This is a genomic window from Mycolicibacterium arabiense, from assembly GCF_010731815.2.
In the GTDB taxonomy this organism is placed as follows: Bacteria; Actinomycetota; Actinomycetes; order Mycobacteriales; family Mycobacteriaceae; genus Mycobacterium; species Mycobacterium arabiense.
Genome location: NZ_AP022593.1, coordinates 87,426 through 113,167, shown reverse-complemented (window position 1 = coordinate 113,167; position 25,742 = coordinate 87,426). Strand labels below are relative to the sequence as shown.

At 69.6% G+C, this 25,742-nt stretch carries 25 protein-coding genes and 1 riboswitch; of the genes, 13 read left to right on the top strand and 12 right to left on the bottom strand.

What is annotated here, in order from left to right:
* Nucleotides 1-85: 85 nt before the first annotated feature.
* Nucleotides 86-1,951 (top strand): DEDD exonuclease domain-containing protein, encoded by a 1,866-nt coding sequence (locus G6N61_RS02145; protein WP_163916893.1) that lies wholly within the window; start codon nt 86-88, stop codon nt 1,949-1,951.
* Here the strand turns inward: G6N61_RS02145 and trpD are convergent.
* Nucleotides 1,935-2,993: an anthranilate phosphoribosyltransferase gene (gene trpD / locus G6N61_RS02140; RefSeq protein WP_163916891.1), complete on the bottom strand. Its 1,059-nt coding sequence runs from the start codon at nt 2,991-2,993 to the stop codon at nt 1,935-1,937. The genes G6N61_RS02145 and trpD overlap by 17 nt on opposite strands.
* 126 nt (nt 2,994-3,119) lie before the next feature.
* Between trpD and ctaE the strand changes: the two genes are divergently transcribed.
* The 5 genes from ctaE to G6N61_RS02115 all read left to right on the top strand — a co-directional run bounded on the left by ctaE (nt 3,120) and on the right by G6N61_RS02115 (nt 8,301).
* A complete protein-coding gene (gene ctaE, locus G6N61_RS02135) occupies nt 3,120-3,731 on the top strand; it encodes an aa3-type cytochrome oxidase subunit III (RefSeq protein WP_163916889.1) in 612 nt (203 codons plus the stop codon).
* A gap of 29 nt (nt 3,732-3,760) precedes the next feature.
* Nucleotides 3,761-4,573 (top strand): cytochrome bc1 complex diheme cytochrome c subunit, encoded by an 813-nt coding sequence (gene qcrC, locus G6N61_RS02130; protein WP_179973552.1) that lies wholly within the window; start codon nt 3,761-3,763, stop codon nt 4,571-4,573.
* Nucleotides 4,570-5,802, top strand: a complete 1,233-nt coding sequence (gene qcrA / locus G6N61_RS02125) for a cytochrome bc1 complex Rieske iron-sulfur subunit (RefSeq protein WP_163916885.1) — start codon at nt 4,570-4,572, stop codon at nt 5,800-5,802. Before qcrC ends, qcrA begins: the two co-directional genes overlap by 4 nt.
* Before the next feature lie 56 nt (nt 5,803-5,858).
* A complete protein-coding gene (qcrB, locus tag G6N61_RS02120) occupies nt 5,859-7,532 on the top strand; it encodes a cytochrome bc1 complex cytochrome b subunit (protein ID WP_407666465.1) in 1,674 nt (557 codons plus the stop codon).
* 145 nt (nt 7,533-7,677) lie between these two features.
* Nucleotides 7,678-8,301: a DUF3887 domain-containing protein gene (locus G6N61_RS02115; RefSeq protein WP_163916881.1), complete on the top strand. Its 624-nt coding sequence runs from the start codon at nt 7,678-7,680 to the stop codon at nt 8,299-8,301.
* Here G6N61_RS02115 and G6N61_RS02110 read toward each other — a convergent pair.
* The 4 genes from G6N61_RS02110 to ctaC form a co-directional block, all read right to left on the bottom strand.
* The gene (locus tag G6N61_RS02110; RefSeq protein ID WP_163916879.1) at nt 8,298-8,963 is read right to left on the bottom strand and encodes a DUF2561 family protein; all 666 of its coding nucleotides are present in this window, start codon (nt 8,961-8,963) and stop codon (nt 8,298-8,300) included. The genes G6N61_RS02115 and G6N61_RS02110 overlap by 4 nt on opposite strands.
* Nucleotides 8,963-9,796 carry an MmpS family transport accessory protein gene (locus G6N61_RS02105; RefSeq protein WP_163916877.1) on the bottom strand — a complete coding sequence of 278 codons (834 nt, stop codon included), beginning with the start codon at nt 9,794-9,796 and terminating at the stop codon, nt 8,963-8,965. Before G6N61_RS02105 ends, G6N61_RS02110 begins: the two co-directional genes overlap by 1 nt.
* Before the next feature lie 152 nt (nt 9,797-9,948).
* Nucleotides 9,949-10,368, bottom strand: a complete 420-nt coding sequence (locus G6N61_RS02100) for a cytochrome c oxidase subunit 4 (protein ID WP_163916875.1) — start codon at nt 10,366-10,368, stop codon at nt 9,949-9,951.
* A 15-nt stretch (nt 10,369-10,383) separates the two neighbouring features.
* Nucleotides 10,384-11,412 (bottom strand): aa3-type cytochrome oxidase subunit II, encoded by a 1,029-nt coding sequence (gene ctaC / locus G6N61_RS02095; RefSeq protein ID WP_163916872.1) that lies wholly within the window; start codon nt 11,410-11,412, stop codon nt 10,384-10,386.
* Nucleotides 11,413-11,569: 157 nt separating this feature from the next.
* On the opposite strand from ctaC, the gene asnB reads away from it, so the two are divergent.
* On the top strand, nt 11,570-13,513 hold the full coding sequence (gene asnB, locus G6N61_RS02090) for an asparagine synthase (glutamine-hydrolyzing) (RefSeq protein WP_163916870.1): 1,944 nt from the start codon (nt 11,570-11,572) through the stop codon (nt 13,511-13,513).
* A 22-nt stretch (nt 13,514-13,535) separates the two neighbouring features.
* Here asnB and G6N61_RS02085 read toward each other — a convergent pair whose 3' ends face one another.
* Entirely contained in the window at nt 13,536-14,507 is a 972-nt protein-coding gene (locus tag G6N61_RS02085) for a carbohydrate kinase family protein (RefSeq protein ID WP_163916867.1), read from the bottom strand.
* 106 nt (nt 14,508-14,613) lie between these two features.
* Between G6N61_RS02085 and G6N61_RS02080 the strand changes: the two genes are divergently transcribed.
* A complete protein-coding gene (locus G6N61_RS02080) occupies nt 14,614-15,243 on the top strand; it encodes an Rv0361 family membrane protein (protein WP_163916865.1) in 630 nt (209 codons plus the stop codon).
* 28 nt (nt 15,244-15,271) lie between these two features.
* Here G6N61_RS02080 and G6N61_RS02075 read toward each other — a convergent pair whose 3' ends face one another.
* Nucleotides 15,272-15,628, bottom strand: a complete 357-nt coding sequence (locus G6N61_RS02075; protein WP_163916863.1) for an iron-sulfur cluster assembly accessory protein — start codon at nt 15,626-15,628, stop codon at nt 15,272-15,274.
* A gap of 58 nt (nt 15,629-15,686) precedes the next feature.
* Nucleotides 15,687-16,769 carry a glycerate kinase family protein gene (locus G6N61_RS02070; protein ID WP_163916861.1) on the bottom strand — a complete coding sequence of 361 codons (1,083 nt, stop codon included), beginning with the start codon at nt 16,767-16,769 and terminating at the stop codon, nt 15,687-15,689.
* A gap of 57 nt (nt 16,770-16,826) precedes the next feature.
* Between G6N61_RS02070 and G6N61_RS02065 the strand changes: the two genes are divergently transcribed.
* Genes G6N61_RS02065 through G6N61_RS02050 form a run of 4 tightly spaced genes read left to right on the top strand, consistent with a single transcriptional unit; the run spans nt 16,827 to nt 19,817 of the window.
* Entirely contained in the window at nt 16,827-17,501 is a 675-nt protein-coding gene (locus tag G6N61_RS02065) for a DUF3043 domain-containing protein (protein WP_163916858.1), read from the top strand.
* Between the two features lie 5 nt (nt 17,502-17,506).
* Complete coding sequence (locus G6N61_RS02060) at nt 17,507-18,046, top strand: bifunctional adenosylcobinamide kinase/adenosylcobinamide-phosphate guanylyltransferase (RefSeq protein WP_163916856.1); 540 nt, start codon at nt 17,507-17,509, stop codon at nt 18,044-18,046.
* Nucleotides 18,043-19,095 (top strand): nicotinate-nucleotide--dimethylbenzimidazole phosphoribosyltransferase, encoded by a 1,053-nt coding sequence (gene cobT, locus G6N61_RS02055; protein ID WP_163916854.1) that lies wholly within the window; start codon nt 18,043-18,045, stop codon nt 19,093-19,095. The genes G6N61_RS02060 and cobT overlap by 4 nt, the downstream gene beginning before the upstream one ends.
* Nucleotides 19,092-19,817 (top strand): adenosylcobinamide-GDP ribazoletransferase, encoded by a 726-nt coding sequence (locus G6N61_RS02050; RefSeq protein WP_163916852.1) that lies wholly within the window; start codon nt 19,092-19,094, stop codon nt 19,815-19,817. The genes cobT and G6N61_RS02050 overlap by 4 nt, the downstream gene beginning before the upstream one ends.
* Nucleotides 19,818-19,821: 4 nt before the next feature.
* Here the strand turns inward: G6N61_RS02050 and G6N61_RS02045 are convergent, their stop codons facing one another.
* From G6N61_RS02045 to gcvT, 3 genes are all read right to left on the bottom strand, one after another.
* Nucleotides 19,822-20,139, bottom strand: coding sequence for a DMT family transporter (locus G6N61_RS02045; protein WP_163916850.1), 318 nt, complete (start codon nt 20,137-20,139; stop codon nt 19,822-19,824).
* A gap of 11 nt (nt 20,140-20,150) precedes the next feature.
* Nucleotides 20,151-20,215, bottom strand: a riboswitch (guanidine-III (ykkC-III) riboswitch).
* Between the two features lie 4 nt (nt 20,216-20,219).
* On the bottom strand, nt 20,220-21,323 hold the full coding sequence (locus tag G6N61_RS02040) for a branched-chain amino acid aminotransferase (RefSeq protein WP_163916848.1): 1,104 nt from the start codon (nt 21,321-21,323) through the stop codon (nt 20,220-20,222).
* A 22-nt stretch (nt 21,324-21,345) separates the two neighbouring features.
* Nucleotides 21,346-22,443 carry a glycine cleavage system aminomethyltransferase GcvT gene (gcvT, locus tag G6N61_RS02035; RefSeq protein WP_163916846.1) on the bottom strand — a complete coding sequence of 366 codons (1,098 nt, stop codon included), beginning with the start codon at nt 22,441-22,443 and terminating at the stop codon, nt 21,346-21,348.
* 32 nt (nt 22,444-22,475) lie between these two features.
* Here gcvT and G6N61_RS02030 point away from each other — a divergent pair, with 32 nt between their 5' ends.
* Complete coding sequence (locus G6N61_RS02030) at nt 22,476-23,996, top strand: leucyl aminopeptidase (RefSeq protein WP_163916844.1); 1,521 nt, start codon at nt 22,476-22,478, stop codon at nt 23,994-23,996.
* On the opposite strand, the gene G6N61_RS02025 is transcribed toward G6N61_RS02030, so the two are convergent.
* The gene (locus G6N61_RS02025) at nt 23,997-25,730 is read right to left on the bottom strand and encodes an SDR family oxidoreductase (protein ID WP_163916842.1); all 1,734 of its coding nucleotides are present in this window, start codon (nt 25,728-25,730) and stop codon (nt 23,997-23,999) included.
* Nucleotides 25,731-25,742: the final 12 nt, after the last annotated feature.

Genomic DNA, 25,742 nt, shown 5'->3' with positions numbered 1-25,742 from the left:
TAACGGCGCCCACCGACAGGACACGCCGCCCGGCGAGCGGCGGAGAACTACACCGGTGTCAGTCACCCCGCCTACGGTCATCGCCATGGGTCGACCCGGCAGCCCGCCCACTGCACGTAGCGCCGCACCGGCGCAGATGACGCTCGACGAACTCGAGGGCGAGTCGGGACTGTCGCTGCGTGACACCACATTCGTCGTCGTCGACCTGGAGACCACGGGTGGCCGCGCCAACGAGAGCGCGCCGGGCCGGGGCGACCACGACCAGATCACCGAGATCGGGGCGGTCAAGGTGCGCGGCGGCGAGGTCATCGGCGAACTCGCCACGCTCGTCGACCCGGGTAGATCCATCCCGCCGCAGATCGTCTCGCTCACCGGCATCACCACCGCGATGGTGCGCGACGCCCCGCGCATCGAGTCGGTGCTGCCGTCGTTCCTGGAGTTCGTCAAGGGCGCGGTCGTGGTCGCGCACAACGCCGGTTTCGACATCGGCTTCCTGCGCGCGGCGACCGAACGCTGCGACCTCGTCTGGCCGCGACCGCCCGTGTTGTGCACGGTCAAGCTCGCCCGCCGCGTGTTGACCCGTGACGAGGCGCCCAGTGTCAAGCTCTCGGCCCTGGCCCGCCTGTTCCGCGCGACGACGACGCCGACGCACCGCGCGCTCGACGACGCGCGGGCCACCGTCGACGTCCTGCACGCGCTGATCGAACGCGTCGGCAACCAGGGCATACACACCTACCCGGACCTGCGGTCGTACCTCCCCGACGTCACGCCGGCCCAGCGCAGCAAACGGCACCTGGCCAACGCCGTGCCCAGCAGGCCCGGCGTCTACCTGTTCCGCGGACCCGCCGACGAGGTGCTCTACGTCGGGACCGCGATCGACCTCCGCCGCCGGGTCAAGCAGTACTTCAACGGCGCCGACACCCGCACCCGGATGAAGGAGATGGTCGCTCTCGCAACGGCGGTCGACCACGTCGAGTGCGCACACGACCTCGAGGCGGGCGTGCGGGAATTACGCCTGCTCGCCGCACACGCCCCGCCCTACAACCGGCGCTCCAAGTTCCCGCACCGCTGGTGGTGGGTGGCCCTGACCGACGAGCCGTTCCCCCGCTTCTCGGTGGTCCGCAACCCGACGCACGACGACATCGTGGGCCCGTTCCGGGCCCGGGCCGACGCCGCCGAGACCGCAGAGTTGATGGCGCGCCACACCGGTCTGCGCACCTGCGGCGGCCGCTTGGCCCGCACCGCACGACACGGCACCAAGTGTCCCGAACGAGAACTTGCCCCGTGCCCGGCTGCGCGCGACATCGGCGCCGACGAGTACGCCCCGGCGGGCGAGCGGGCCCGGCGTCTCATCACCGGCGCCGAGCGCACCGCCCTCGCCTCGGCACTGGCCGCGGTCGACGACCTCGCCGCCCGGGGTCTCTACGAGACCGCGGCGCGGCTGCGCGACCACGTGGCCACCACGATCGACGTCCTGTGGCGGGGGCAGCGGCTCCGGGCCCTGGTCGACGTCGCCGAACTGGTCGCCGCACGGCCGGACGGGAGCGGTGGCTGGCACCTGGCGGTCGTGCGGAACGGTCAACTCGGCGCGGCAGGCAACGCCGCGCGCGGGGTGCCGCCGATGCCGGTCGTCGAGGCCATCTGCGCGGGTGCTCAGACCATCCTCGCGATGCCTGCGCCCCTGGGCGGGGCCTTGGTCGAGGAGACCGCCCTGATCGCGCGGTGGCTGAGCCAGCCGGGCGTGCGGATCGTTCGCGTGGCGACGCGAACGGACCCGCAGACCGGCACGGACGTCGGCTACGTCAGCCCGATCGGCGCCGCGGGTGCCCTACGCGAGTGGGCGGCGCTCGCGCGCTCGGCGCGGCTGGCGGCGCGCCAGCTCACCGAGGATCCACTCGACGACCGCTACGGGGTGACACCCGTGCCGCGTCCGCTCAGAGCTTCTGGGTGAAGCGCACCCAGCGACCCAAGAGTCGTTCTGCCGCACCGGAATCGAGCGCCTCGGTCGCCCGGGCCAGTCCCGACTCCCATGCCGGCACCCACTTGGCGTCGCTGGACAGTCCGGCGTGGGCCACCATCGCGCCCGCCGCGTTGAGCACCACCGCGTCGCGGACGGGGCCCTTCGCTCCGCCGAACACCTCCCGCACCGACGCGGCGTTGGCCTCGGCGTCGCCACCGGTCAGCTCGCTCAGGTGCGCCCGCTGGAAGCCGAAGGCCGCCGGGTCGAACGTCAGCCGTTCCACTGTGCCTGCCTGCACCCGCCAGATCGTGCTGGTGGTCGTCGTGGTCAGTTCGTCGAGGCCGTCGTCGCCGTGCACCACGAGGACGCTGGAGCCGCGCTGGGCGAAGACTCCGGCCATCACCTCGGCGAGGTCGCCCCACGCGCAGCCGATCAGCCCGGCCCGGGGTGCGGCGGGGTTGGCCAGCGGGCCCAGGAGGTTGAACACGGTGGGGACGCCGATCTCGCGGCGCACGACCGACGCGTGCCGGTACGACGGATGAAACTGCGGTGCGAAGGCGAAGCCGATCCCGACCTCGGTGACGCTGCGCGCCACGTCGTCCGGTCCGAGGTCGATCTTCACGCCGAGCGCCTCGAGGGTGTCGGCACCACCGGACAGCGACGACGCGGCCCGGTTGCCGTGCTTGATCACCGGCACGCCGCACGCGGCGACGACGACCGCGGCCATCGTCGACAGGTTCACGGTGTTGGCACCGTCCCCGCCGGTGCCCACCACGTCGACGACCTCGCGGCCGATGACGTCGGTCGGCACCCGGCGGGCGTGCTTGAGCATGATGTCGGCGAGTTCGGCGACCTCGGCGGACGTCGGCCGCTTCATCTTCATCGAGACGGCGAATCCGGCGATCTGCGCGGGGGTCGCGGCCCCGGTCATGATCTGGTCCATCGCCCAGGCCGCCTGCCCGGAGAGCAGCGTCTGATTGGTGGTCAGACGGCCGAGGATTTGGGGCCAGGTGAGCGATTCTTCGGATGGCACGCGGGTGAGCCTATCGGCTGGCACCGGACCGTCCGCCCGCGGCAGAAGCGCTCGATGAGACGGGAATGTTACGAATCACCCGACCCGGGTGGAGTTCGACAACTACAAAGCGTCATACTTCTTATTGTGACGAGCGCTGTAGGCACTTCCGGAACCGCTATCACGTCGCGGGTCCATTCGCTGAACCGTCCGAACATGGTGAGTGTTGGCACCATCGTCTGGCTTTCCAGCGAGTTGATGTTTTTTGCTGGACTGTTCGCGATGTACTTCACCGCGAGGGCTCAGGCCGGGGGTGACTGGCCCCCCGCCCCGACCGAGTTGAACCTCGCGTTGGCCGTGCCCGTGACGCTGGTGCTCATCGCGTCGTCGTTCACCTGCCAGATGGGCGTCTTCGCCGCCGAACGCGGCGACGTCTACGGCCTCCGCCGGTGGTACACGCTGACCTTCGCGATGGGCCTGTTCTTCGTCCTCGGCCAGGGCTACGAGTACGTGCACCTCGTCGAGGAGGGCACCACGATCCCGGGTAGCGCCTACGGCTCGGTGTTCTACCTCGCGACCGGCTTCCACGGCCTGCACGTCATCGGTGGACTCGTTGCCTTCGTGCTGCTGCTGATCCGCACCCGGATGAGCAAGTTCACCCCGGCTCAGGCCACTGCGGCGATCGTCGTGTCGTACTACTGGCACTTCGTCGACATCGTGTGGATCGCCCTGTTCGCCGTCATCTACTTCGTTCGATGACCATGAAGCTTCCGATGAGAAGGGTTTCGATGACCAGCAAGTCCCGCCGTCGGTTCCGCCGACGCCTGTCGGCAGCCCTGCTGCTGTTCATCGGACTCGCACTCGCGGGCGGCATGGCCGCGACGCTGACGCCCAAGCCTCAGGTCGCTCAAGCCGACGAGTCGCAGCTGGCCCTGCTCCGCACGGGCAAGCAGCTGTTCGAGACGTCCTGCGTGTCGTGCCACGGCGCCAACCTGCAGGGCGTGCCCGACCGTGGGCCCAGCCTCATCGGCACCGGCGAGGCCGCGGTCTACTTCCAGGTCGGCACCGGCCGCATGCCCGCGATGCGCGGCGAGGCACAGGCGCAGCGCAAGGACCCGGCGTTCGACCCGCACCAGGTCGACGCGATCGGCGCCTACGTCCAGGCCAACGGCGGCGGCCCCGTCGTGCCCCGCGAGGCGAACGGCGAGATCGCCGACGCCTCCCTCGTCGGCGACGACGTCGCGCGCGGTGGCGACCTGTTCCGCCTGAACTGCGCCTCCTGCCACAACTTCACCGGCAAGGGCGGTGCGCTGTCGTCCGGCAAGTGGGCGCCCGACCTCGGCGAGGCCGCCGAAGTGCCCGCACAGGTGTACACCGCGATGCTCACGGGTCCGCAGAACATGCCGAAGTTCTCCGATCGGCAGCTGACCCCCGAGCAGAAGCGCGACATCGTCGCGTACGTCAAGACTGCGGCTCAGACCCCCGATCCCGGCGGCTACGGGCTTGGTGGCTTCGGACCCACGTCCGAGGGCATGGCCGCGTGGATCATCGGAATGGTCGGCGTCATCGCCGCTGCAATGTGGGTGGGATCGCGAGCATGAGCAACGAAACGGGCACCGAGCACTCGGGCACCGAGGGCACGCCGAAGGGAACCGACGCGCCGGGTCAGCTGGGCGCTCCCGGCCAGCCCACCGACGAGCAGCTCGCCAAGATGTCGCGCGAGGAACTCGTTCGCCTCGGCGCCAAGCTCGACGGCGTCGACACCGTCTTCAAGGGACCCCGCTTCCCCGTCGAGGGCACCAAGGCCGAGAAGCGCGCCGAGCGTGCGGTGGCCTATTGGCTTCTACTGGGCGGCATCTCGGGCCTGGCCCTGATGGTGATCTTCATCTTCTGGCCGTGGGAGTACAAGCCCTTCGGTGCCGAAGGCGAGCGCATCTACAGCCTCGCAACGCCGCTGTACGGCCTCACGTTCGGCCTGTCGGTCCTCGCGATCGGCATTGGCGCCGTGCTGTATCAGAAGAAGTTCATCCCCGAGGAGATCTCGATCCAGGAGCGCCACGACGGCGCCTCCCCCGAACTCCACCGCAGGACGATCGCGGCACAGCTGACCGAGACCCTCGATGGCTCGACCATCAGGCGCCGCAAGATGATTGGCCTCTCGCTCGGCATCGGTCTCGGCGCGTTCGGCGCAGGCACGCTGGTCGCCTTCCTCGGCGGTCTGATCAAGAACCCGTGGAAGCCCGTCGTCCCGACGGCCGAGGGCAAGAAGGCCGTGCTGTGGACGTCGGGGTGGACGCCCCGATACACCGGCGAGACGATCTTCCTGGCCCGCTCCACCGGCCTGCCAGGTGAGTCGCCGTTCGTGAAGATGCGCCCCGAGGACCTCGACGCCGGCGGCATGGAGACCGTGTTCCCGTGGCGCGAGTCCGACGGCGACGGCACCACCGTCGAGTCGTCGCACCACCTCACCGAGATCGCGATGGGCATCCGGAACCCCGTGATGCTGATCCGCATTCGGCCCGAGGACCTGCCGCGGGTGGTCAAGCGGCAGAACCAGGAGAGCTTCAACTTCGGTGATCTCTTCGCCTACACCAAGGTGTGCTCACACCTGGGCTGCCCGTCGTCGCTCTACGAGCAGCAGACCTATCGGATCCTGTGCCCCTGCCACCAGTCGCAGTTCGACGCGTTGCACTTCGCGAAGCCCATCTTCGGTCCTGCAGCACGGGCGTTGGCACAACTTCCGATTACCATCGACCAAGACGGGTACCTCGTCGCCAACGGCGATTTCATCGAACCCGTCGGACCGGCATTCTGGGAGAGATCGTCATGAGTCCACAGAGTGGTACATCCAAGCTCGGCGCCAGACTTGCCGCGCAGGGCGACGCGATGGACTCGCGTTACCACCCCTCGGCGGCCGTGCGCCGTCAGCTCAACAAGGTCTTCCCGACGCACTGGTCCTTCCTGCTCGGTGAGATCGCGCTGTACAGCTTCATCGTCCTGCTGATCACCGGCGTGTGGCTCACCCTGTTCTTCGACCCGTCCATGGCCGAGGTGACCTACGAGGGCGTCTACCAGCCCCTCAACGGCGTGCAGATGTCGCGTGCCTACGCATCGGCGCTCGACATCAGCTTCGAGGTCCGCGGCGGTCTGTTCGTCCGGCAGGTCCACCACTGGGCGGCCCTGCTGTTCGCGGCGTCGATCATGGTCCACCTGGCCCGCATCTTCTTCACCGGCGCCTTCCGCAGGCCGCGTGAGGCGAACTGGGTCATCGGCGCGATCCTGTTGATCCTGGCCATGTTCGAGGGCTTCTTCGGTTACTCGCTTCCCGACGACCTGCTGTCGGGCACCGGCATCCGCGCCGCCCTCTCCGGCATCACGATGAGCCTTCCGGTCATCGGCACCTGGATGCACTGGGCGCTGTTCGGTGGCGACTTCCCGGGCACGATCCTGATCCCGCGGCTCTACGCCCTGCACATCCTGCTGCTGCCCGGCATCATGCTGGCGCTCATCGGTGCCCACCTCGCGCTGGTGTGGTTCCAGAAGCACACGCAGTTCCCCGGCCCCGGCCGCACCGAGAAGAACGTGGTCGGCGTCCGCGTCATGCCCGTCTTCGCGGTCAAGTCCGGCGCGTTCTTCGCGATGACGGTCGGCATCCTCGGCCTGATGGGCGGTCTGCTGCAGATCAACCCGGTCTGGGTGTTGGGTCCGTACAAGCCTTCTCAGGTCTCGGCCGGTAGCCAGCCCGACTTCTACATGATGTGGACCGACGGCCTGATCCGCCTGTGGCCGGCCTGGGAGTTCTACCCCTTCGGTCACACGATCCCGCAGCCGGTGTGGATCGCCGTCCTGATGGGCCTGATCCTCGGCCTGCTGGTCGTGTATCCGTTCCTGGAGAAGCGGTGGTCCGGCGACACGGCACACCACAACCTGCTGCAGCGTCCGCGTGACGCACCGGTCCGTACGGCCATCGGTGCCATGGCGATCGCGTTCTACATCGTGCTGACCTTCGCGTGCATGAACGACATCATCGCGCTGAAGTTCCACATCTCGCTGAACGCAACGACGTGGATCGGCCGCATCGGCATGGTGGTGCTGCCTGCGATCGTGTACTTCCTGACCTACCGCTGGTGTGTCGGGCTGCAGCGCAGTGACCGCGCGGTTCTCGAGCACGGCATCGAGACGGGCATCATCAAGCGTCTGCCCCACGGCGCCTACATCGAGCTGCATCAGCCGCTCGGCCCGGTCGACGACCACGGTCACCCCATCCCGCTCGAGTACCAGGGTGCGGCTCTGCCGAAGAAGATGAACAAGCTGGGCTCCGGTGGAGCGACCGGAACCGGTGGCTTCCTGTTCCCGGATCCCGCGTCGGAAAGCGCTGCCGTCACCGCGGCCGCGCATGCCTCCGAGCATCGGGCGCTGGTGGCGCTCAAGGAGTACCAGGACGAGGAGTTCGGCTCCAACGGCCATGCCACGAACGGCCACGGAACCAATGGTCACGGCACCAACGGCCATGGGTCCAACGGCTCGAACGGCAATGGCTCGTCGAATGGTCATCACTGACGATCGAGTAGCACTTCATCGAAACTGCGGTGGGGGTCGTGAACCGGACAGGTTCACGACCCCCATCGCAGTTTTGTTGTGTCCCGGGTACGGACTCGTCAAGACTTGCTTGACAGCAGGCGTACCGTCAAGACACTATTGACGTATGCCCGATTCGTTCACGGCGACTGGTCAGCAGCTGCACCGCCAGCTGGGCCAGATCCTCGCGGCCCCGGTGCTCAGCGCCGAGGACGATCCCCTCGAGCTGGTACGCGCAGCGCACGGGGTTCAGGACCGGGCTGAGGCGTTGATGGCCGCGGCCGTGCAGCAGGCACGACAGGCCGGCCGAACGTGGCAGGAGATCGGCGAGGTGCTCGGCGTCTCGCGCCAGGCCGTGTTCCAGCGCTACGGCAAGCCCATCGATCCACGAACGGGAGAAGTCATGAACACCACTCCACTACCCGGTGCCGACGAATTGGCCAGGACGGTCATCGACGATCTCGCCCACACCCGGTGGGCCGACGTCAGCGCTCGCTTCGACGCCACGATGCGCGAGCGGCTTACCGAGGAGGGGCTCGCCGAGGCGTGGGCCCACATCGTGGGGATGGCTGGGGCCTACGAGGGCCACGGCGACACCGACTCCGTGCGCGCGGGCGACTTCACCACCACCAACACGCCCCTGACCTTCGAGGCCGGTGACTTCGTCGCCCGCATCACATTCCGGGACGATCGAACACTCGCAGGGCTGTACATCCTCGATCCCGACGTGGCGGCCGGCGGGAAACCCTAAGCCAGGACTGAACGCAGCCGGCGCAGGAAGAACACCGGGATGGCAGGCATCGCCACGATGACCAGCCCCGCCAGACCGTAGGCGATCCAGGCCGGGGTGTCGTGGTCGGTCGCGGTCAGGTACGTCGCGATGCCGATCAGCGTGGCGGCCGCGCCCATCGCGGCAGCGATCCCTGCCGGGCAGCGCAGGAAGATGCGTTCGACCGCCGCGGTCGGGAAGCCGACCCGGCTGCTCGCCGGTGGCGGCACGGACTGTCGCCTGATCGTGGGAGCGCCGGGCGCCCGCAGGTTCGTCGTGGCGACCGGATCACCGAATGCCCCGCCCGTCCGGTCGGAACGCGGAGCAGCAGCCTCGGGTGTGGCCGCATCGCCGGTCTGGCCCTCGAGCGCGGCGCGGCGCGCGCGGATCAGCAGTGGCACGGCGGCGACGATGACGATCAACGACACGGCGATCACCGCGTAGAGCAGCCAGGGCGTGTCGGACTCCCCCCCACTGCCCGAGTCGGCACCGCCCAGGTTCGACAGGGCTACGACGGCCGCGACGCCTGCACCTAGAGCGGTCAGCCACAGGGCTGCGGCAGCACCGAGCAGGATGCGGTCTGTCGTGTCGAGTGACTCGGTGTTCAGCCGCGAGGACCCGTCGGCGCGAATGTCGTTGGTCATCAGCAGCTGGTTTGCCAATCGTTGGTCTGTGACGAAGCGATCGTCTGGCCGTCGCTGGTGGTGATGGAGCAGTTGAGCTTCGACAGCCGCAGCAGGCTGGACGCCTGCACGGAGCCGAACTCCGACATCGAGATCGGGGTGACCGTCAGCGACCACGGGATGTAGACGTTCTGCTGCGTGCGCTGCCGGCCCGAGGCGTCGGTGTAGGTCACCGAGATGCGGTCGAGCGGCGCCTTCGTCCCGGTCACGGTGTAGGTGATGAACCGGGGACCTGCCGGCGCGGTCGTGGTGACCGGCGGTGGCGGTGGCGGAGGTGCCTCGACGGGCGGTGGCGGCGGTGCCTCGACCGGCGGAGGTGGCGGCGGCTCGCTCGACGGCGGGGGCGGCGGGGGCGGCGGCTCGCTGGTGGGCGGCGGGGGCGGTGGCGGCGGCGTGGTCGTGGTGGTCGTCGTCGTGGTGGTGAACTCGTCCTGGACCGGTGGACCCGAGCTGGTCGTGGTCGTCGCGGGGTTGGCGAGGTCAGTGCTGTCGGTGCGAGCGACCAGCAGGGTGACGGACACGACGAGCGCGATGGCGGCGATGATCGCGACGACGCCCACTACCCAGGGCCACTTGGGCGGCTCCTGGTCGATGGGCGGGGTCGGCGCCGCGTCGTAGGAGTCGTAGTCGTAGAGCCCGGAGTCCGGCGGCATGTACGGGCCAGCGGTGAACTGTTCGGATTCGGGGGCCGAGTACGCCCGCGAGTAGATCTCCGTCTCACCGGTGGCGGGTACGTCGCGTCCCGGTTCTTCCGGAGTCGAAGATTCCGGTCCAGGGGGATTCGGCCCGCTCATCGCCTGTCCTCTACCAGCCTATCCTTCTCGACTGCTCGATCGGCGATGTCACCGTGACCGACCGCTGCCCCGGCAACACTACCCAACGCCACTCGTCGGAGGTTCACACGACGCGGCCAGTCGCCCGACTGGCGGTCGTACGGTGACGTGGGTCAGTGCTTCTCGACACCGGTGTAGTACTCGAAGACGAGCCCTGACACCGTCGCCAGCACGAACGTGACGCCGGCGACGATCAGCCACGGCAACCACATGGCCAGTCCGACCGCGGTGACCGAGGCGGACAGTGCGATCAGCAGCGGCCACCAGCTGTGCGGGCTGAAGAAGCCCAGCTCGCCGGCGCCGTCTGCGACCTCTGCGTCCTCATAGTCCTCGGGGCGCGTGTCGAGGCGCCGCGCGACGAACCGGAAGAACGTCCCGGTGATCAGCGAGAGCCCGGTGGTGAGGACGAGCGCGACGAAGCCCGCCCACTCGATGCCACCGTTGGCGTAGAGGTAGGTCAGCACGCCGTAGACGACGGCGGCCAACGCGAAGAACGCGGTGAGGAATTCGAACAACCTGGCTTCGATGTGCATGTGTGTCGTCCCTACCTATCTCGCCTGCGGAGCCTGCTCGCCGCGGCGGGTGTCGAACGGCTTGGTCGTGATCGCCGTGCCTGGCAGCCCGATGGCCATCATGGCGTCGGCGTTGGACGCGGTCGGGTTGTCCTGGCGGTACTGGAGGTAGGCCTTGAACTCGTTGGGTTCGACGACGCGGACCTCGAAGTTCATCATCGCGTGGTAGCTGCCGCAGTACTCCGTGCAGCGGCCGACGAATGCGCCGGTCTCCTGGATCTCACTGATCTGGAAGACGTTGTCGGAGTTGTTGGCCTTGGGGTCCGGCAGCACGTCGCGCTTGAACAGGAACTCCGGGACCCAGAAGCCGTGGATGACGTCGGCGGAGGCGATCTGGAACTCGACGCGCTTGCCCTTCGGCAGGACCAGGACCGGGATCTCGGTGCTGGTGCCGATCGTCTCGATCTTGTCGAAGTTCAGGTAGCTGCGGTCTTCGGGGTTCATCCCGCGGATGGGTCCGACGAGTTCCTCACCGTGTTCGTCGACGCCCTCGGGCCGCGACACCATCGCTTCCTTGCGTGCGTCGTCGGCGCCGTCGTACTCGAGGGTGCCGTCGGTGAAGGCGATCTTCTGGTAGCCGAACTTCCAGTTCCACTGGAATGCCGTGACGTCGATGACGACCTCGGGGTTCGGCTCCTTCTTGAGCAGCTCCTCCTGCACCACGACGGTGAAGTAGAAGAGCACCGAGATGATGATGAACGGGATGACCGTCAGCGTCAGCTCGAGCGGCATGTTGTAGCCGAACTGGCGGGGCAGCTCGGTGTCCGTCTTCTTCTTCCGGTGGAAGGCGCTGGTCCAGAAGATCAGCACGTACACGATGCCGCCGACGACGATCGCCGCGATGATCGAGCCGATCCACAGCTCGCGGTTCAGCTTGCCTTCCGGCGTGATGCCGTTGGGCCAGCCGAGGCCGAGCGCCTCGGACCAACTGCAGCCGCTGAGCAGGAGGGTCATCCCGCCCAGAACCACGGACAACGCCACAAGCTTCAGCCCGCGAGCGGTCACGTCGGCGCCTCCTATGAAGTCGGTGGACCGCTGGGCGGTCGGTGAAACCGGGTGAATACTACGCAGCGTAGACCACGCGCTCGAGAGTGGGCGAAGCGACCGGGGGATGCCCGTCCGGGTGAGGGCAAACCATTTCGCCATTCGGCATACTGACGCGGTGTGCGGACTCCTGGCCTACTTGACCGACCCGTCCGCCAGCGCCGCAGATGGCCTGGTAGAGGCGGTATCCGGAGCATCTCACCTGATGCGTCACCGCGGTCCGGACGAGCCAGGGACGTGGGCTGACGACACGTCGGCGCCGAGTGTCGTGCTCGGCTTCAACCGGTTGTCGATCATCGACATCGCGCACAGTCATCAGCCGCTTCGGTGGGGTCCACCGGAGGCGCCCGATCGCTACGTCCTGGTGTTCAACGGCGAGATCTACAACTACCTGGAACTGCGCGAGGAACTCGCCGCCTCCCACGGTGCCCGATTCGCGACCGACGGTGACGGCGAGGCGATCGTCGCGGCCTACCACCACTGGGGTCCCGCGGCGCTGAGCCGGTTGCGCGGCATGTTCGCGTTCACGCTGTGGGACACGGTGGCGCGGGAGTTGTTCTGCGCCCGCGATCCGTTCGGGATCAAGCCGCTGTTCATGGCGACGGGTCCCGGCGGCACGGTGCTGGGCAGCGAGAAGAAGAGCCTGCTCGCCCTCGCGGAGGTCGCGGGACTGGACCTCGGCATCGACGAGCGCGCCGTGCAGCACTACACCGTGCTGCAGTACGTGCCCGAGCCGGAGACGCTGCACCGCGGCGTACGACGGCTCGAGTCCGGGTCCTACGTCCGCATCCGGCCGGGCGAGGAGCCGGTGGTGACGCGGTACTTCACTCCCCGGTTCGCGCCCACCCCGTTCGTCGCGGGCGACGAGCAGGCGCGGTACGACGAGATCACCGCGGTGCTCGAGGATTCGGTGGCCAAGCACATGCGCGCCGACGTGACGGTCGGTGCGTTCCTGTCGGGTGGCATCGACTCGACGGCCATCGCGGCGCTGGCCATGCGCCACAACCCCCGCTTGATCACGTTCACCACAGGTTTCGAGCGGGAGGGGTTCTCCGAGGTCGACGTGGCGGTGGCCTCGGCCGAGGCGATCGGCGCGCGGCACGTCGCGAAGGTGGTCAGCCAGGCCGAGTTCGTGGCCGCGCTCCCCGAGATCGTCTGGTACCTCGACGAGCCCGTCGCCGATCCGGCGTTGATCCCGTTGTTCTTCATCGCCAGGGAGGCGCGCAAGCACGTCAAGGTCGTGTTGTCCGGCGAGGGCGCCGACGAGTTGTTCGGCGGGTACACGATCTACCGGGAGCCGTTGTCGCTCAAGGCCTTCGACTACGTGCCCCGCCCGCTGCGCCGGGGTCTGGGCAAGGCGTCGCGGCCGCTGCCCGAGGGCATGCGGGGCAAGAGCCTGCTGCACCGCGGATCGCTGACGCTCGAGGAGCGCTACTACGGCAACGCGCGCAGCTTCTCCGACGACCAGTTGCGCGCCACGCTGCGCAAGTTCCGTCAGGAATGGACCCACACCGACGTGACCGCCCCGCTCTACGAGGCGTCGGACGGCTGGGACCCCGTCGCCCGCATGCAACACGTCGACCTGTTCACCTGGTTGCGCGGCGACATCCTGGTCAAGGCCGACAAGATGACGATGGCGAACTCGCTTGAGCTGCGCGTGCCGTTCCTCGATCCCGAGGTGTTCGCGGTGGCCTCACGGCTGCCGTTCGAGCAGAAGATCACCCGCGCCACGACGAAGTACGCGCTGCGCCGCGCGCTGGAACCGGTGGTGCCCGCGCACGTGCTCAACCGCCCAAAACTGGGCTTCCCGGTGCCCATCCGGCACTGGCTACGCGCCGGCGAGCTACTCGACTGGTCGTACGCCATGGTGGCCGCGTCGCAGGCCGGTGACCTCGTCGACGTCGCGACCGTGCGCCGCATGCTCGACGAGCACCGCGGTGGCGTCAGCGATCACAGCCGCCGGCTGTGGACGGTGTTGATCTTCATGCTGTGGCACGCGATCTTCGTCGAGGGCAGCGTGACCCCGGACATCAAGGAGCCGCACTACCCGGTGCAGCTCTAGGCCGCCACGGCGAACCCGCGGATCAGGCCAGAGCTGCGGCGATTTCGGCCGCGGCCTCGCTGCCATAGGCGTCGGACAGCCGCTTGACGCCGGCGTCCTTGTCCCAGCTCCACTCCTGCGGTCCGGGTGCCTCGAGGACCAGGGTGGCGACGAGCGAGGCCAGCTGCGCGGCGCGCTCCAGGCTCAGTCCCGCGGTGCGACCGGTCAGGAACCCGGCGCGGAACGCGTCGCCGATGCCGGTCGGGTCGGCCTTGTGCGTCTCGGGCACCACGTCGACGTGGATGAACGTGCCGTCGCCGACGAGGTCGACGCCCTTCTCCCCCAGCGTCGTGACGCGCAGCTCGATCTGGCTCATCACCTCGGCCTCCGACCAGCCGGACTTCTGCAGCAGCAGATCCCACTCGTAGTCGTTGGTGAACAGGTAGGCCGCACCGTCGATGAGCGTGCGGATTTCGTCACCGGACAGCCGGGCGAGTTGCTGGCTGGGATCGGCGGCGAACGCCAGTCCCAGCGCACGGCATTCCTCGGTGTGCCTGAACATCGCGTCCGGGTCGTTCGCGCCGACGATCACCAGGTCGGGCTTGCCCTTGGCGGCGACGACGTCAGCTAGCTTGATGTCACGGGCCTCGCTCATCGCGCCGGGGTAGAACGACGCGATCTGGGCCATGTCCTGGTCGGTGGTGCAGACGAAGCGGGCGGTGTACGCGCTGTCGGACACGAGCACGTGCGCGCAGTCGACGCCGTGGGCGGTGAGCCATTCCCGGTAGTCGTCGAAGTCCTTGCCGACGGCGCCGACGAGTGTCGGCTGACCGCCGAGGATGCCCATCGCGTACGCCATGTTCCCCGCCACGCCGCCACGGTGGAGGACCAGGTCGTCGACGAGGAAGCTCAGTGACACCTTCTGCAGGTGGTCGGCGAGCAACTGCTCGGAGAACTTCCCCGGGAATGTCATCAAGTGGTCGGTTGCGATCGATCCGGTCACCGCAATGGTCACGGAAGGCACCCCTCGTTTTGATAATGCGACTAAGTAAGTCTACGGAAACCCGCGCGAGCATTGCTTTCCTGGAGCGGGCAGGTCGGTGCGCTAGCCTAACAACGTCATGGCCGGCCCATTCCCGTACCCCGATTCGTCGTCCCAGCAGCCGATGATGCCGCCCAGCGGCCTCTATCCGCCGCCTCCGCAGGGCTACCCGGGGCAGGTGCCGTCGCCGTACCCCGGGGCGCTGCCGCCGCCGGTCCCCTATCCGAAGCGCAGGCGCCCGCTCAAGTGGATCGGCCTCGCCGTCTTGGCCGTCGCGGTCATAGGCGCGGTGGTGGCGGGCCTGCTGCTCGTCGGCCGCGACGATGGCGCATCGGACGCGGCGTTGACGCCGGACCGCGCGAGGTCGGCAATTCAGGACTACGTCAACGCGCTCACCGACGGCGACGACGAGACCATTGCGCGCAACGCGTCGTGCGGTCTGTTCGACGAGATCAAGGACCGCCAGGCCGACATGGCTCTGGCCAATCTCGCCAGCGACGCGTTCCGCAGGCAGTACAAGAGCGCCGAGGTCTCGTCGATCGACCGCATCGTGACGTGGTCGCCGAATCAGGCCCAGGTGTTGTTCACCATGCAGGTCGAGGCTGCGCGCACGCCGGGTGGCGCGGAGCGTCAGGCCGTCGCGCAGATCCTGACCCAGGGCGACGACGTGCTCGTTTGCTCCTACCTACCAAGAACGGGCCAGTTCTAGGAACTGGCCCGTCTGGTGGTGAATCAGATCAGTTGAACGAATCGCCGCAGGCGCAGGAGCCCGTGGCGTTCGGGTTGTCGATCGTGAAGCCCTGCTTCTCGATGGTGTCGACGAAGTCGATCACCGCACCCTGGATGTAGGGGGCGCTCATCCGGTCGACGGTCAAGCCGACGCCACCGAACTCGGTGGTCAGGTCGCCGTCGAGCGTGCGGTCGTCGAAGAACAGGTTGTAGCGCAGGCCGGCGCAGCCGCCCGGCTGCACGGCGATGCGCAGCGCGAGGTCGTCGCGACCCTCCTGGTCCAGCAGCGCCTTCGCCTTGGCTGCCGCGGCGTCGGTCAGGGTCGCACCGTGGGTCGTCGTGGCGGTTTCGTTCTGAACAGTCATTGCATCTCCCTGTGCATCGTCATGCGTCAGTCTTCTTCAACGGTACCTCCTCGGACCGCTATTCCCCGCCAGTCGCGTCCCGTTCTGCGGCCGTTGCCCGGGCCAGGCCCTCGAGCTGGTTGGCCGCATCGTCGATGGCCCGCTCCACGGACCCGGCGAAGTCGGTGATCGAGCGCGCGGCGCCCACCCCTGCGGCAGCGAGTTCCTCGGCGGTCAGCGTGACCTGGCCTGCCAGCACCAGCACCTCGGTGCGGGCGGGGTCGGCCATCCCGGTCAGCGCACTGACGACCTTGCCGTGCAGTGACTGGTCGTCGAAGCGGCCTTCGCCGGTGATGACGAGGTCGGCGGCGGCCACGTCGTCGGCGAGGCCGGTGAAGTCGGCGATCACCGCCGCCCCGGATGCGCGTCTGGCGCCCAGCGCCAGCAGGGCCGCGCCCAGTCCTCCGGCGGCGCCTGCGCCCGCCTCGACGGCCACGTCCCGGCCTGCGATGGCATTCAACTCGGTGGCCCAGTCGGCGAGTCGACGCTCGAGGACCGCCACGGTGTCGGGATCGGCGCCCTTCTGGGGTCCGAACACCGCGGCCGCGCCCATCGGCCCGAGCAACGGGTGTTCGACGTCGGTGGCGGCGATCAGCTCGATGCCGGCCACCCGGTCGCGGGCGGTCGACAGCCCGCCGAGTGCGTCGACCAGGCCCCGGCCCCCGTCGGTGCAGCCGCTGCCGCCGAGGCCCACGACGATGCGCGTGGCACCCGCGGTGATCGCGGCGTCGACGAGCTGCCCGACTCCCCTGCTGTGCGCGGCGAGTGCGGTGTCCACGGTGGGTGGTCCGCCGAGCAGCGCGAGACCGCAGGCCTGCGCGCACTCGACGTATGCGGTGCCGCTCGCCTCGTCGAACACCCACTGTGCGGTGACGTCGTCGCTCAGCGGGCCGCTGACCTCGGCGGTGCGCAGACCGCCGAGCCGACTGGCCAGCACGTCGACGAAGCCGGGTCCGCCGTCGGACTGGGGCGCCGACACCAGCTGATCGGAGGGCCGGGCCGAACCCCAGCCCCGCGCGATCGCGGTGGCGGCCTCGACCGCGGTGAGGCTGTCGCCGAAGCAGTCCGGGGCGACCAGGACGCGCAGGGCCGATGACGTCATGCCAGCAGGTTAAGGCTCCCGGACCGGCGGCGCATTGGCTGAAGTAACCTTGCTGACGTGAATCTGTTGGGCCGCAAGAAGGACAACCCTGCGCCGGAGCAGCCGGAACCGGTCGACGCGTCGACCGCTTCGCAGGTGCCGGGCGACCCCCGCATCACGCCGCCCAAGGGCAAGCCGACGCCGAAGCGCAACGAGGCCAGCCGTCGGCGTGGACCCGTGGCGCCTGCGCCGATGACCTCGGCCGAGGCCAGGAAGCGCCGCAAGGAGATCGGCGGCCCCAAGCTCAGCAAGGAGGAGCGTCGCGCCGAGAAGGCCGCTCGCCGCTCCGCCATGTCCGAGCGCCGCGAGAAGATGATGTCCGGCGACGAGGCCTACCTCCTCCCCCGCGACAAGGGTCCGGTCCGCCGCCTGGCGCGTGACGTCGTCGATGCCCGCCGCAACGTGCTCGGGCTGTTCATGCCCGCGGCGCTGGGCTTGATCTTCGTGATGCTGTCCATTCCCTCGGTCGAGGTGCAGAAGCTGGTGTCGCCGGCGATGCTGGTCCTGGTCGTCATCATGGTCATCGACGGTTTCGTCGTGGGCCGACGCGTCAACAAGCTGGTCGACGCGAAGTTCCCGGACAACGTCGAAAGTGGTTGGAAGCTCGGCTTCTACGCGGCCAGCCGTGCGTCGCAGATCCGTCGGATGCGGGCGCCGCGCCCCATGGTCAACCGCGGCGACAAGATCGCCTGACCGCGGTGCGGGTTCTGGTGCTCGGCGGCATCCGGTCGGGCAAGTCGGCGTATGCCGAATCGGAGATCGCGACGGCGGCAGGCGAGCAGCAGCCGGTCCGCTACGTGGCCACCGGGGCGCTGCGGACCGACGACGCGGATTGGTCGGCCCGAGTGGCCGCACACCAACTGCGTCGACCCACGACCTGGACCACCGTCGAAACCGCCGACGTAGCAGGAGGATTGCGTGGCGAGCCGACCGTGCCGACACTCGTCGACGACGTCGGTGGCTGGCTGGTCTCGGCACTCGACCGCCACGAGGCGTGGACGGGTGACACCGGCGCACTCGACGCCGACGTCGACGACCTGGTGGATGCGGTCGGCGCCTTCCGGTCCCCGCTGGCGCTGGTGAGCCCGGAAGTGGGTTTGACCGTGGTGCCTGCGACGGAGTCGGGGCGGCTGTTCACCGACGCCCTCGGCACGCTGAACCAGCGCCTGGCTCGCGCGTGCGACCGCGTCGTGCTGGTCGTGGCCGGTCAGCCGGTCACGGTGAAGGAACCCGCGTGAGCGCTTTCGCCTCCATCCCGGCGCCGGACGCCGAGGTGGCCGCCGCGGCGCGCGCCCGCCAGGCCACGCTGACCAAACCCCCGGGGTCGCTCGGCCGACTCGAGGACCTCTCGGTGTGGGTTGCGTCGTGCCAGGAAGCCTGCCCGCCCCGGCAGTTCGAACGCGCGCGGGTCGTCGTGTTCGCCGGCGATCACGGCGTGACCGCCGCGGGCGTCTCGGCGTTCCCTGCCGAGGTCACCGCGCAGATGGTCGCGAACTTCGATGCCGGTGGCGCGGCGATCAACGTGCTGGCCGAGCTGGCGGGTGCCGGCGTGCGGGTGGTGGACGTCGCGGTCGACTCCGACAGCCCGTTGTCGCCTGCGATCGGCGCCCACCGGGTGCGCCGCGGGAGCGGCAACATCGCCGTCGAGGACGCGTTGACGGCCGAGGAGGTCGACGCCGCGATCCAGGCCGGCCGCGACGTGGCCGACGAGGAGGTCGACGCCGGCGCCGACCTGCTGATCGCGGGCGACATGGGCATCGGGAACACCACCCCCGCGACGACGTTGATCGCGGCCCTGACCGATGCCGAACCCGTCGCGGTCGTCGGTCGCGGCACCGGCGTCGACGACGCCGGCTGGGCCCGCAAGACCGCCGCGATCCGCGACGCGCTGTTCCGCGCGCGACCGTCGATGACCGATCCCGTTGCGCTGCTTCGCATCTGCGGTGGTGCCGACCTGGCCGCCATGGCCGGGTTCCTGGCTCAAGCGGCCACGCGGCGCACGCCCGTGCTGCTCGACGGCGTCGTGGTGGGAGCGGCCGCGTTGACCGCAGAACGCATGGCCCCCGGCGCGCGGCTGTGGTGGCAGGCCGGGCACCGCTCCACCGAACCCGCGCACACGCTGGCACTGCAGCGACTCGGACTCGAGCCGATCGTGGATCTCGGCATGCGTCTGGGCGAGGGCACCGGCGCGACCGTCGCGCTCTCGGTGCTGCGGGCGGCGGTGGGCACGCTGGCGTCGATGGCCACGTTCTCCGAGGCCGCCGTGAGCGACCGCGCCGAACCGTGATCTCCTCGCTGGCGTCGGCGCTGACGTTCGCGACGGTGCTGCCGATCCGCTCGAAGGGCCCGTTCGGCAGGGGCGCGCTGACCGCCCTGCCGGTGGCCGGTGCCGCCCTGGGTGCGCTCGCCGCGGGCGTCGTGTGGCTGGCGGGCCAGGCCTTCGGCGTGGGCAGTCCGCTGACCGGCTTTCTCGCGGTGGCCACGCTGCTGCTGGTCACCCGCGGTCTGCACGTGGACGGGCTGTCCGACACGACCGACGGGCTCGGGTGCTACGGGCCGCCGGAACGCGCGCTCGCGGTGATGCGCGACGGCACGGCGGGTCCATTCGGCGTGGCGGCGATCGTGGTCGTCGTCGCGCTGCAGGGGTTCGCGTTCTCGGCGTCCGGGGCGCTCGCCGTCGTGGTGGCGGTCACCGCGGGCCGGGTGGCCGTCGTCGTGGCCTGCCGTCGCGGCGTGCCTGCCGCGCCGGGCAGCACGCTGGGCGGCGCGGTGGCGGGCACGCAGCCGCCGTGGGTGGTGGCGGCGTGGGTTCTCGCGGTGGTGGCGGCCGGCGCATTCGCGACCCCGCGGCCGTGGCAGGGTCCGGTGGCCGTCGTGCTCGCGCTGGCCGTCGCCGCACTGCTGGTCGCGCACTGCGTCCGACGGTTCGGCGGCGTCACCGGCGACGTCCTCGGCGCGGCCGTCGAGATCACGACGACCGTCGGGGCACTGGGGATGGCGGTCGGCTGAGCGCTCAGCCGTGCAGCAGCTTGAGCCCGATGACCGAGGCGGTGATGAGCCCGATCAGCGCCACCTTGGCCACCGACACGGCTTCGTCACCGCTGATGAACGAATACGCCGCGGTCAGCACCGCGCCGATGCCCACCCACACCACGTAGCTGGTCGCCACGGGCAGTTCGCGCATGGCGTAGGCCAGCCCGATCATCGACAGCACCACGGCGACGCCGAACACGATGGACGGGCCGAGGCGGGTGAAGCCCTCGGACTTGCCGAGCGCCACGGCCCAGCAGGCCTCGAGGACACCAGAGACGAACAACACGAACCAAGACACGGTCGACCTCCGACGCGCCGTCTTGTCGCTGGCCGGGTACGGTGCCGCTCGTCCGGTGTCCCGATGGGGACGCCCCAATCCTATCCGAGCCGGGTCATCCAGCCGTGGGTGTCGGCGAACTTGCCGCGCTGGATGCCGGTCAGCGTGTCGCGCAACGCCATGGTGACCTCACCCGGTTCGCCGTCGGCGATCGTGAAGTCGCCGTCGCCGGACTTCACGTGCGACACCGGGGTGATGACGGCCGCGGTACCGCAGGCGAACACCTCGGTGATCTCGCCGGCGGCGGCCTTCTTCTGCCACTCGTCGACGTCGATCTTGCGCTCCTCGACGGCGAAGCCCGCGTCAGTCGCCAACTGCAGCAACGAATCTCGGGTGATGCCGGGAAGCAGCGATCCGCTGAGTTCGGGGGTGACCAGGCGCGCCGACCCGCCGCTGCCGAACACGAAGAACAGGTTCATGCCACCCATTTCCTCGACGTACCGGCGTTCGATGGCGTCGAGCCAGACCACTTGGTCGCAGCCGTGGTCGGTGGCCTCGGCCTGCGCGAGCAGCGACGCCGCGTAGTTGCCGCCGAACTTGGCAGCACCGGTGCCGCCGGGGCTGGCCCGCACGTACTCGGTGGACAGCCACACCGACACCGGCTTGACACCGCCCTTGAAGTACGCGCCCGCCGGCGAGCCGATCACAAGGTAGCGGTACTGGTTGGCGGGCCGCACGCCCAGTCCGGGTTCGGTGGCGACGATGAACGGCCGCAGGTAGAGCGACTCCTCGCCGCCAGCTGCGGGCACCCAGTCGGCGTCGACGGCGATGAGCTGCCGCAGCGACTCGAGGAACACCTCGTCGGGCAGCTCGGGGATCGCGAGCCTGCGGGCGGACCGCCGCAGCCGGGCGGCGCTGGCCTCGGGCCGGAACGACACGATCGAGCCGTCCGTCCAGCGGTAGGCCTTGAGGCCTTCGAAGACCTCCTGCGCGTAGTGCAGCACGACGGCCGACGGGTCCAGTTCGATCGGGCCGTAGGGCAGCACCCTGGCGTCGTGCCAGCGTCCGTCGCTGTAGTCGATGGAGACCATGTGGTCGGTGTGGAACCGGCCGAACCCGGGATCGCGCAGAATGTCGGCACGTACCTCGTCGCTTGCCGGTGATGCGTTTCGGGCAAGCGAGAAGTCGAGGTGGCCGTCGGTCATGGACGAATTGTATAACTCGGCGCTAGCGAGTTTTCGCTTCCACGAACGGCGGTGCGACGACCTCGCACTCGAGCGCGCGGCCGCGGACGTCCACCGCGACCCGCTGCCCGTCGGTCATTCCCGCCGCGGTGTCGACGAGGGCGAGCGCGATGCCGACTTTGAGTGTCGGAGAGAACGTTCCCGATGTCGTGATGCCCACCGGGGTGTCACCGTCGAGGACGGTCATGCCCGAGCGCAGCACACCGCGGCCGACGGCCTTGAGCCCGCGCAGCACGCGCTTGGGTCCGGCCTGCTTCTCGGCCAGCAGGGCGTCGCGGCCCCAGAAGGCGTCCTTCTTCCAGCCGACCGCCCAGCCGCAGCGGGCCTGCACCGGGGAGATGTCGAGCGTCAGTTCGTGGCCGTGCAGCGCGTAGCCCATCTCGGTGCGCAGGGTGTCGCGGGCGCCGAGGCCCGCGAGTTCGCCGCCCGCGGTCCGCACGCCCTCGACCAGAGCGTCGAACACGACCCCGGCCCGGTCCCACTCGGGCAACAGCTCGTAGCCGTGCTCGCCGGTGTAGCCGGTCCGGCAGACGCGGACTGGAACGCCCCCGTACTCGGCGTCGGCCCACCCCATGTAGTCCATGTCGGTGGGCAGGCCCAGCCCCGCGACCACCTCCGGCGACTTCGGGCCCTGTACGGCGAGCACAGCACGCGAACGGTGCTCGTCGGTGATGGTCAGGTCGGCCGGGGCGGCGGCCTGCAGTGCGGCGACGACGGCGGCGGTGTTCGCCGCGTTGGGCACCAGGAACACCTCGTCGTCGGACACGTAGTAGGCGATCAGGTCGTCGATCACACCGCCGGAGTCGTTGCAGCACAACGTGTATTGCGCCTTACCGGGCCCGATCCGGTTCAGGTCGTTGGTGAAGGCCGCGTTGAGGAACTCGACCGCCCCGGGGCCCTTGACGAGTGCCTTGCCGAGGTGGCTGACGTCGAATAGGCCGACCGCGGTGCGGGTGGCGTTGTGCTCGGTGACGGTGCCCGCGTAGGACACCGGCATGAGCCAGCCCCCGAACTCGGCGAAACTCGCTCCGAGTTCGCGGTGACGGTCCTCGAGCGGGCCCTGCAGCAGGTTGTCGGTCACCGAACCAGCCTAGCTAGCTAGGGTTGGTCCCCGTGAGCACCGCACCCGGATACCAGTCCCCCACCGTCACCGTCGCCGCCGGCCTGCCCAAGCGCGGGGTCGGTTCGGCCGTGCTGATCGTCCCGGTGGTCAGCGGTGACGACGACGCCGCCCGGGTGGTGCCCACGCCGTTCCTGGATGCTGCGGCCGTCGACGAGATCGAAGCGGCGCTGTCCGCCCTCGGCGCCAAGGGCGGGGCCGATCAGACAACTCGCGTGGTCGCACAGTCACTCCCCGTCGCGAGCGTGCTGGCGGTCGGGTTGGGCAAGCCGCGCGACTCCTGGCCCGCCGACGTGATCCGTCGCGCGTCCGGTGTCGCGGCCCGCAGCTTGTCGGGCACGGAGTCGGTGGTGACCACGCTGAGCGAAATCGACACCGAGGCGGCCGTCGAGGGTCTGATCCTGGGCGCCTACCGGTTCACCGATTTCCGCAGCGACAAGACCGCGCCCAAGGACGCCGCACTTTCCCGCATCACGGCGCTGGCCACGGCCAAGGACGCGAAGGCGAAGGCCGCGCGCGGCACCGACGTGGCGACCGCGGTTGCCACGGCCCGCGACTTCGTCAACACCCCGCCGAGCCACCTCTTCCCTGGCGAGTTCGCCGACCGCGCGAAGGCGCTGGGCAAGGCGGCAGGCCTCGAGGTCGAGGTGCTCGACGAGAAGGCGCTGGAGAAGGCCGGGTACGGCGGCATCATCGGCGTTGGGAAGGGTTCGTCGCGCCCGCCGCGGTTGGTGCGGCTGATCCACCGCGGCGCGAAGCAGCAGGCAAAGACCGCAAGGAAGAAAGTCGCTCTGGTCGGCAAGGGCATCACGTTCGACACCGGTGGCATCTCGATCAAGCCGGCGCTGAACATGCACCAGATGACGTCGGACATGGGTGGCGCCGCGGCCGTGATCGCGACCGTCGTGCTGGCCGCGAAGCAGAAGGTGGCGGTCGACGTCATCGCGACGGTCCCGATGGCGGAGAACATGCCGTCGTCGACGGCGCAGCGGCCCGGTGACGTGCTGACGCAGTACGGCGGCATCACCGTCGAGGTGCTCAACACCGACGCCGAGGGTCGGCTGATCCTCGCCGACGCAATCGTGCGTGCCTGCGAGGACGACCCCGACTACCTGATCGAGACGTCGACGCTGACCGGCGCGCAGACCGTCGCCCTGGGGTCGCGTACGCCCGGCGTGATGGGCAGCGACGACTTCCGCGACCGGGTTGCGGCGCTGAGCCAGGAGGTCGGCGAGAACGGCTGGCCGATGCCGCTGCCCGAGGAACTCAAGGACGACCTGAAGTCGACGGTGGCCGATCTGGCCAACGTCAGCGGTTCGCGCTTCGCGGGCATGCTGGTCGCCGGGGTGTACCTGCGCGAGTTCGTCGCCGAGGGCGTCGAGTGGGCGCACGTCGACATTGCGGGCCCGGCGTACAACACCGGCGGCCCCTGGGGCTACACGGGCAAGGGCGGCACCGGCGTGCCAGTTCGCACCATGTTCGCGGTCATCGAGGACGTCGCCGCCCGCGGCTGATCACATGACGTTGCCGCGGGCGGTGCTGCGCAGTGCTTGCGGCGCGATGCGCGACGTGCCGTAGAGCAGGTAGGCCTCGGGCGCCACGGGGCGGATCGGCTTGTTCTTCTGCACCGCCGACACGATCGCCATGGCCACCTTGTCGGGACCGTAGCGGCGCGCGGCGAACATCGCCTCGAGTTGCTTGCGCCGGCCTGCGACCTGACCGGCCTTGCCAGGGGGCGGGTCGAAGCGCGTGGTGTGCACGATGTTGGTGTCGATGACGCCGGGGCACACGGTGGTGAGACCGATTCCGGCAGAGGACAATTCGGCCCGCAGGCAGTCTGAGAACATGTACACCGCGGCCTTGCTGGTGCAGTAGGCGTTCATCGACTGCAGCGGCGCGTACGCCGCCATCGACGACACGTTGACGACGTGGCCGCCGGTGCCGCGTTCGACGAGCCGGCCGGCGAAGGCGCGGCACCCGTTCACCACGCCACCGAGGTTGACGTCGAGCACCCGGTCCCACTGGTCGGCGGGGGTGTCGAGGAAGGCCCCGGCCTGACCGATCCCGGCGTTGTTCACCACGACGTCGGGCACCCCGTGCTCGTCGCACACCCGGGCGGCGAACGCCTCGACGGCCTCGGCGTCGGACACGTCGAGCCGGTAGGCGTGCGCCTCCCCGCCGCGTGCGGCGATCCGCGCGGCGGTGTCGGATGCGGCCTGCTCGTCGATGTCGCTGACGATCAGTTCCGCCCCCTCGGCGGCGAAGGCGAGCGCGGTCTCGCGGCCGATGCCGCTGCCGGCCCCGGTGACCGAGACCAGCATGTCGCCGAAGTGCTTGCGGTCCCGGCCGACCTGGGCGCGTCGCAGCCCGCGGGCGGGTTCCGCCCCGTCGACGTGCTCGGCCAGCTCGGTCACCGCCGTCGCCAGCACCGCCGGATGCGACATCGGCGCCCAGTGGCCCGCCCGCAGGTCGCGCCGCCACAGCCGGGATGCCCAGCGGTCGGTCTCGTCGTAGACGTAGTGCCGGACGAACGGGTCACGGGCGTTGACGACGAGCTGCACCGGTACGTCGACGTGATGGTCGGGTCGGGCGTGCGCGAGCGCGCGGAAGAAGTTGGCGGGGTACACCTTCATGCTGGCCACGGCATCGGAGACCGACGGGCTCCCGGGATGGACTCGTCGCATCTGACCGGCCCTGAACGACGCGCGGACCAACGTCGGCGCCAGCACGGGGATGGAGAACAGGCCCATGTAGGACAGCCGGCCCAACTGGGCGACGGCCTGGGCGAACTTGCGGGGACGGTAGGGGCGCAGCAGGTTGCCGACGACGAAGCGGTTCAGGTGGTCGGTGCTGGGCCCCGACACCGACGTGAACGAGGCGACGCGCTGACCCGATTCCGGGCGTGCGAGGTACTCCCACACGCCGACCGACCCCCAGTCGTGAGCCAGTACGTGCACTGCACTGCCCGGTGCGACCGCGTCGAGCACGGCCTGGAAGTCGTCGGCGTAGCGCGCCATCGCGAACGACGCGACCCGCCGCGGAGCGTCCGATCGCCCGACGCCGCGGTTGTCGTACGTGATCACCCGGAACCGGTCGGCGAGCAGCGGCACCACGCCGTCCCACAGCACGTGCGAATCCGGCCATCCGTGTACGAGCACGACGGTCGGGCCCGTCGGGTTGCCCTGGGCGTAGACCGCGATCCGGACGCCGTCCGCGCTCTCGACGAATGACTCCTGCATGGCCGTCATGTGACCTTCCCG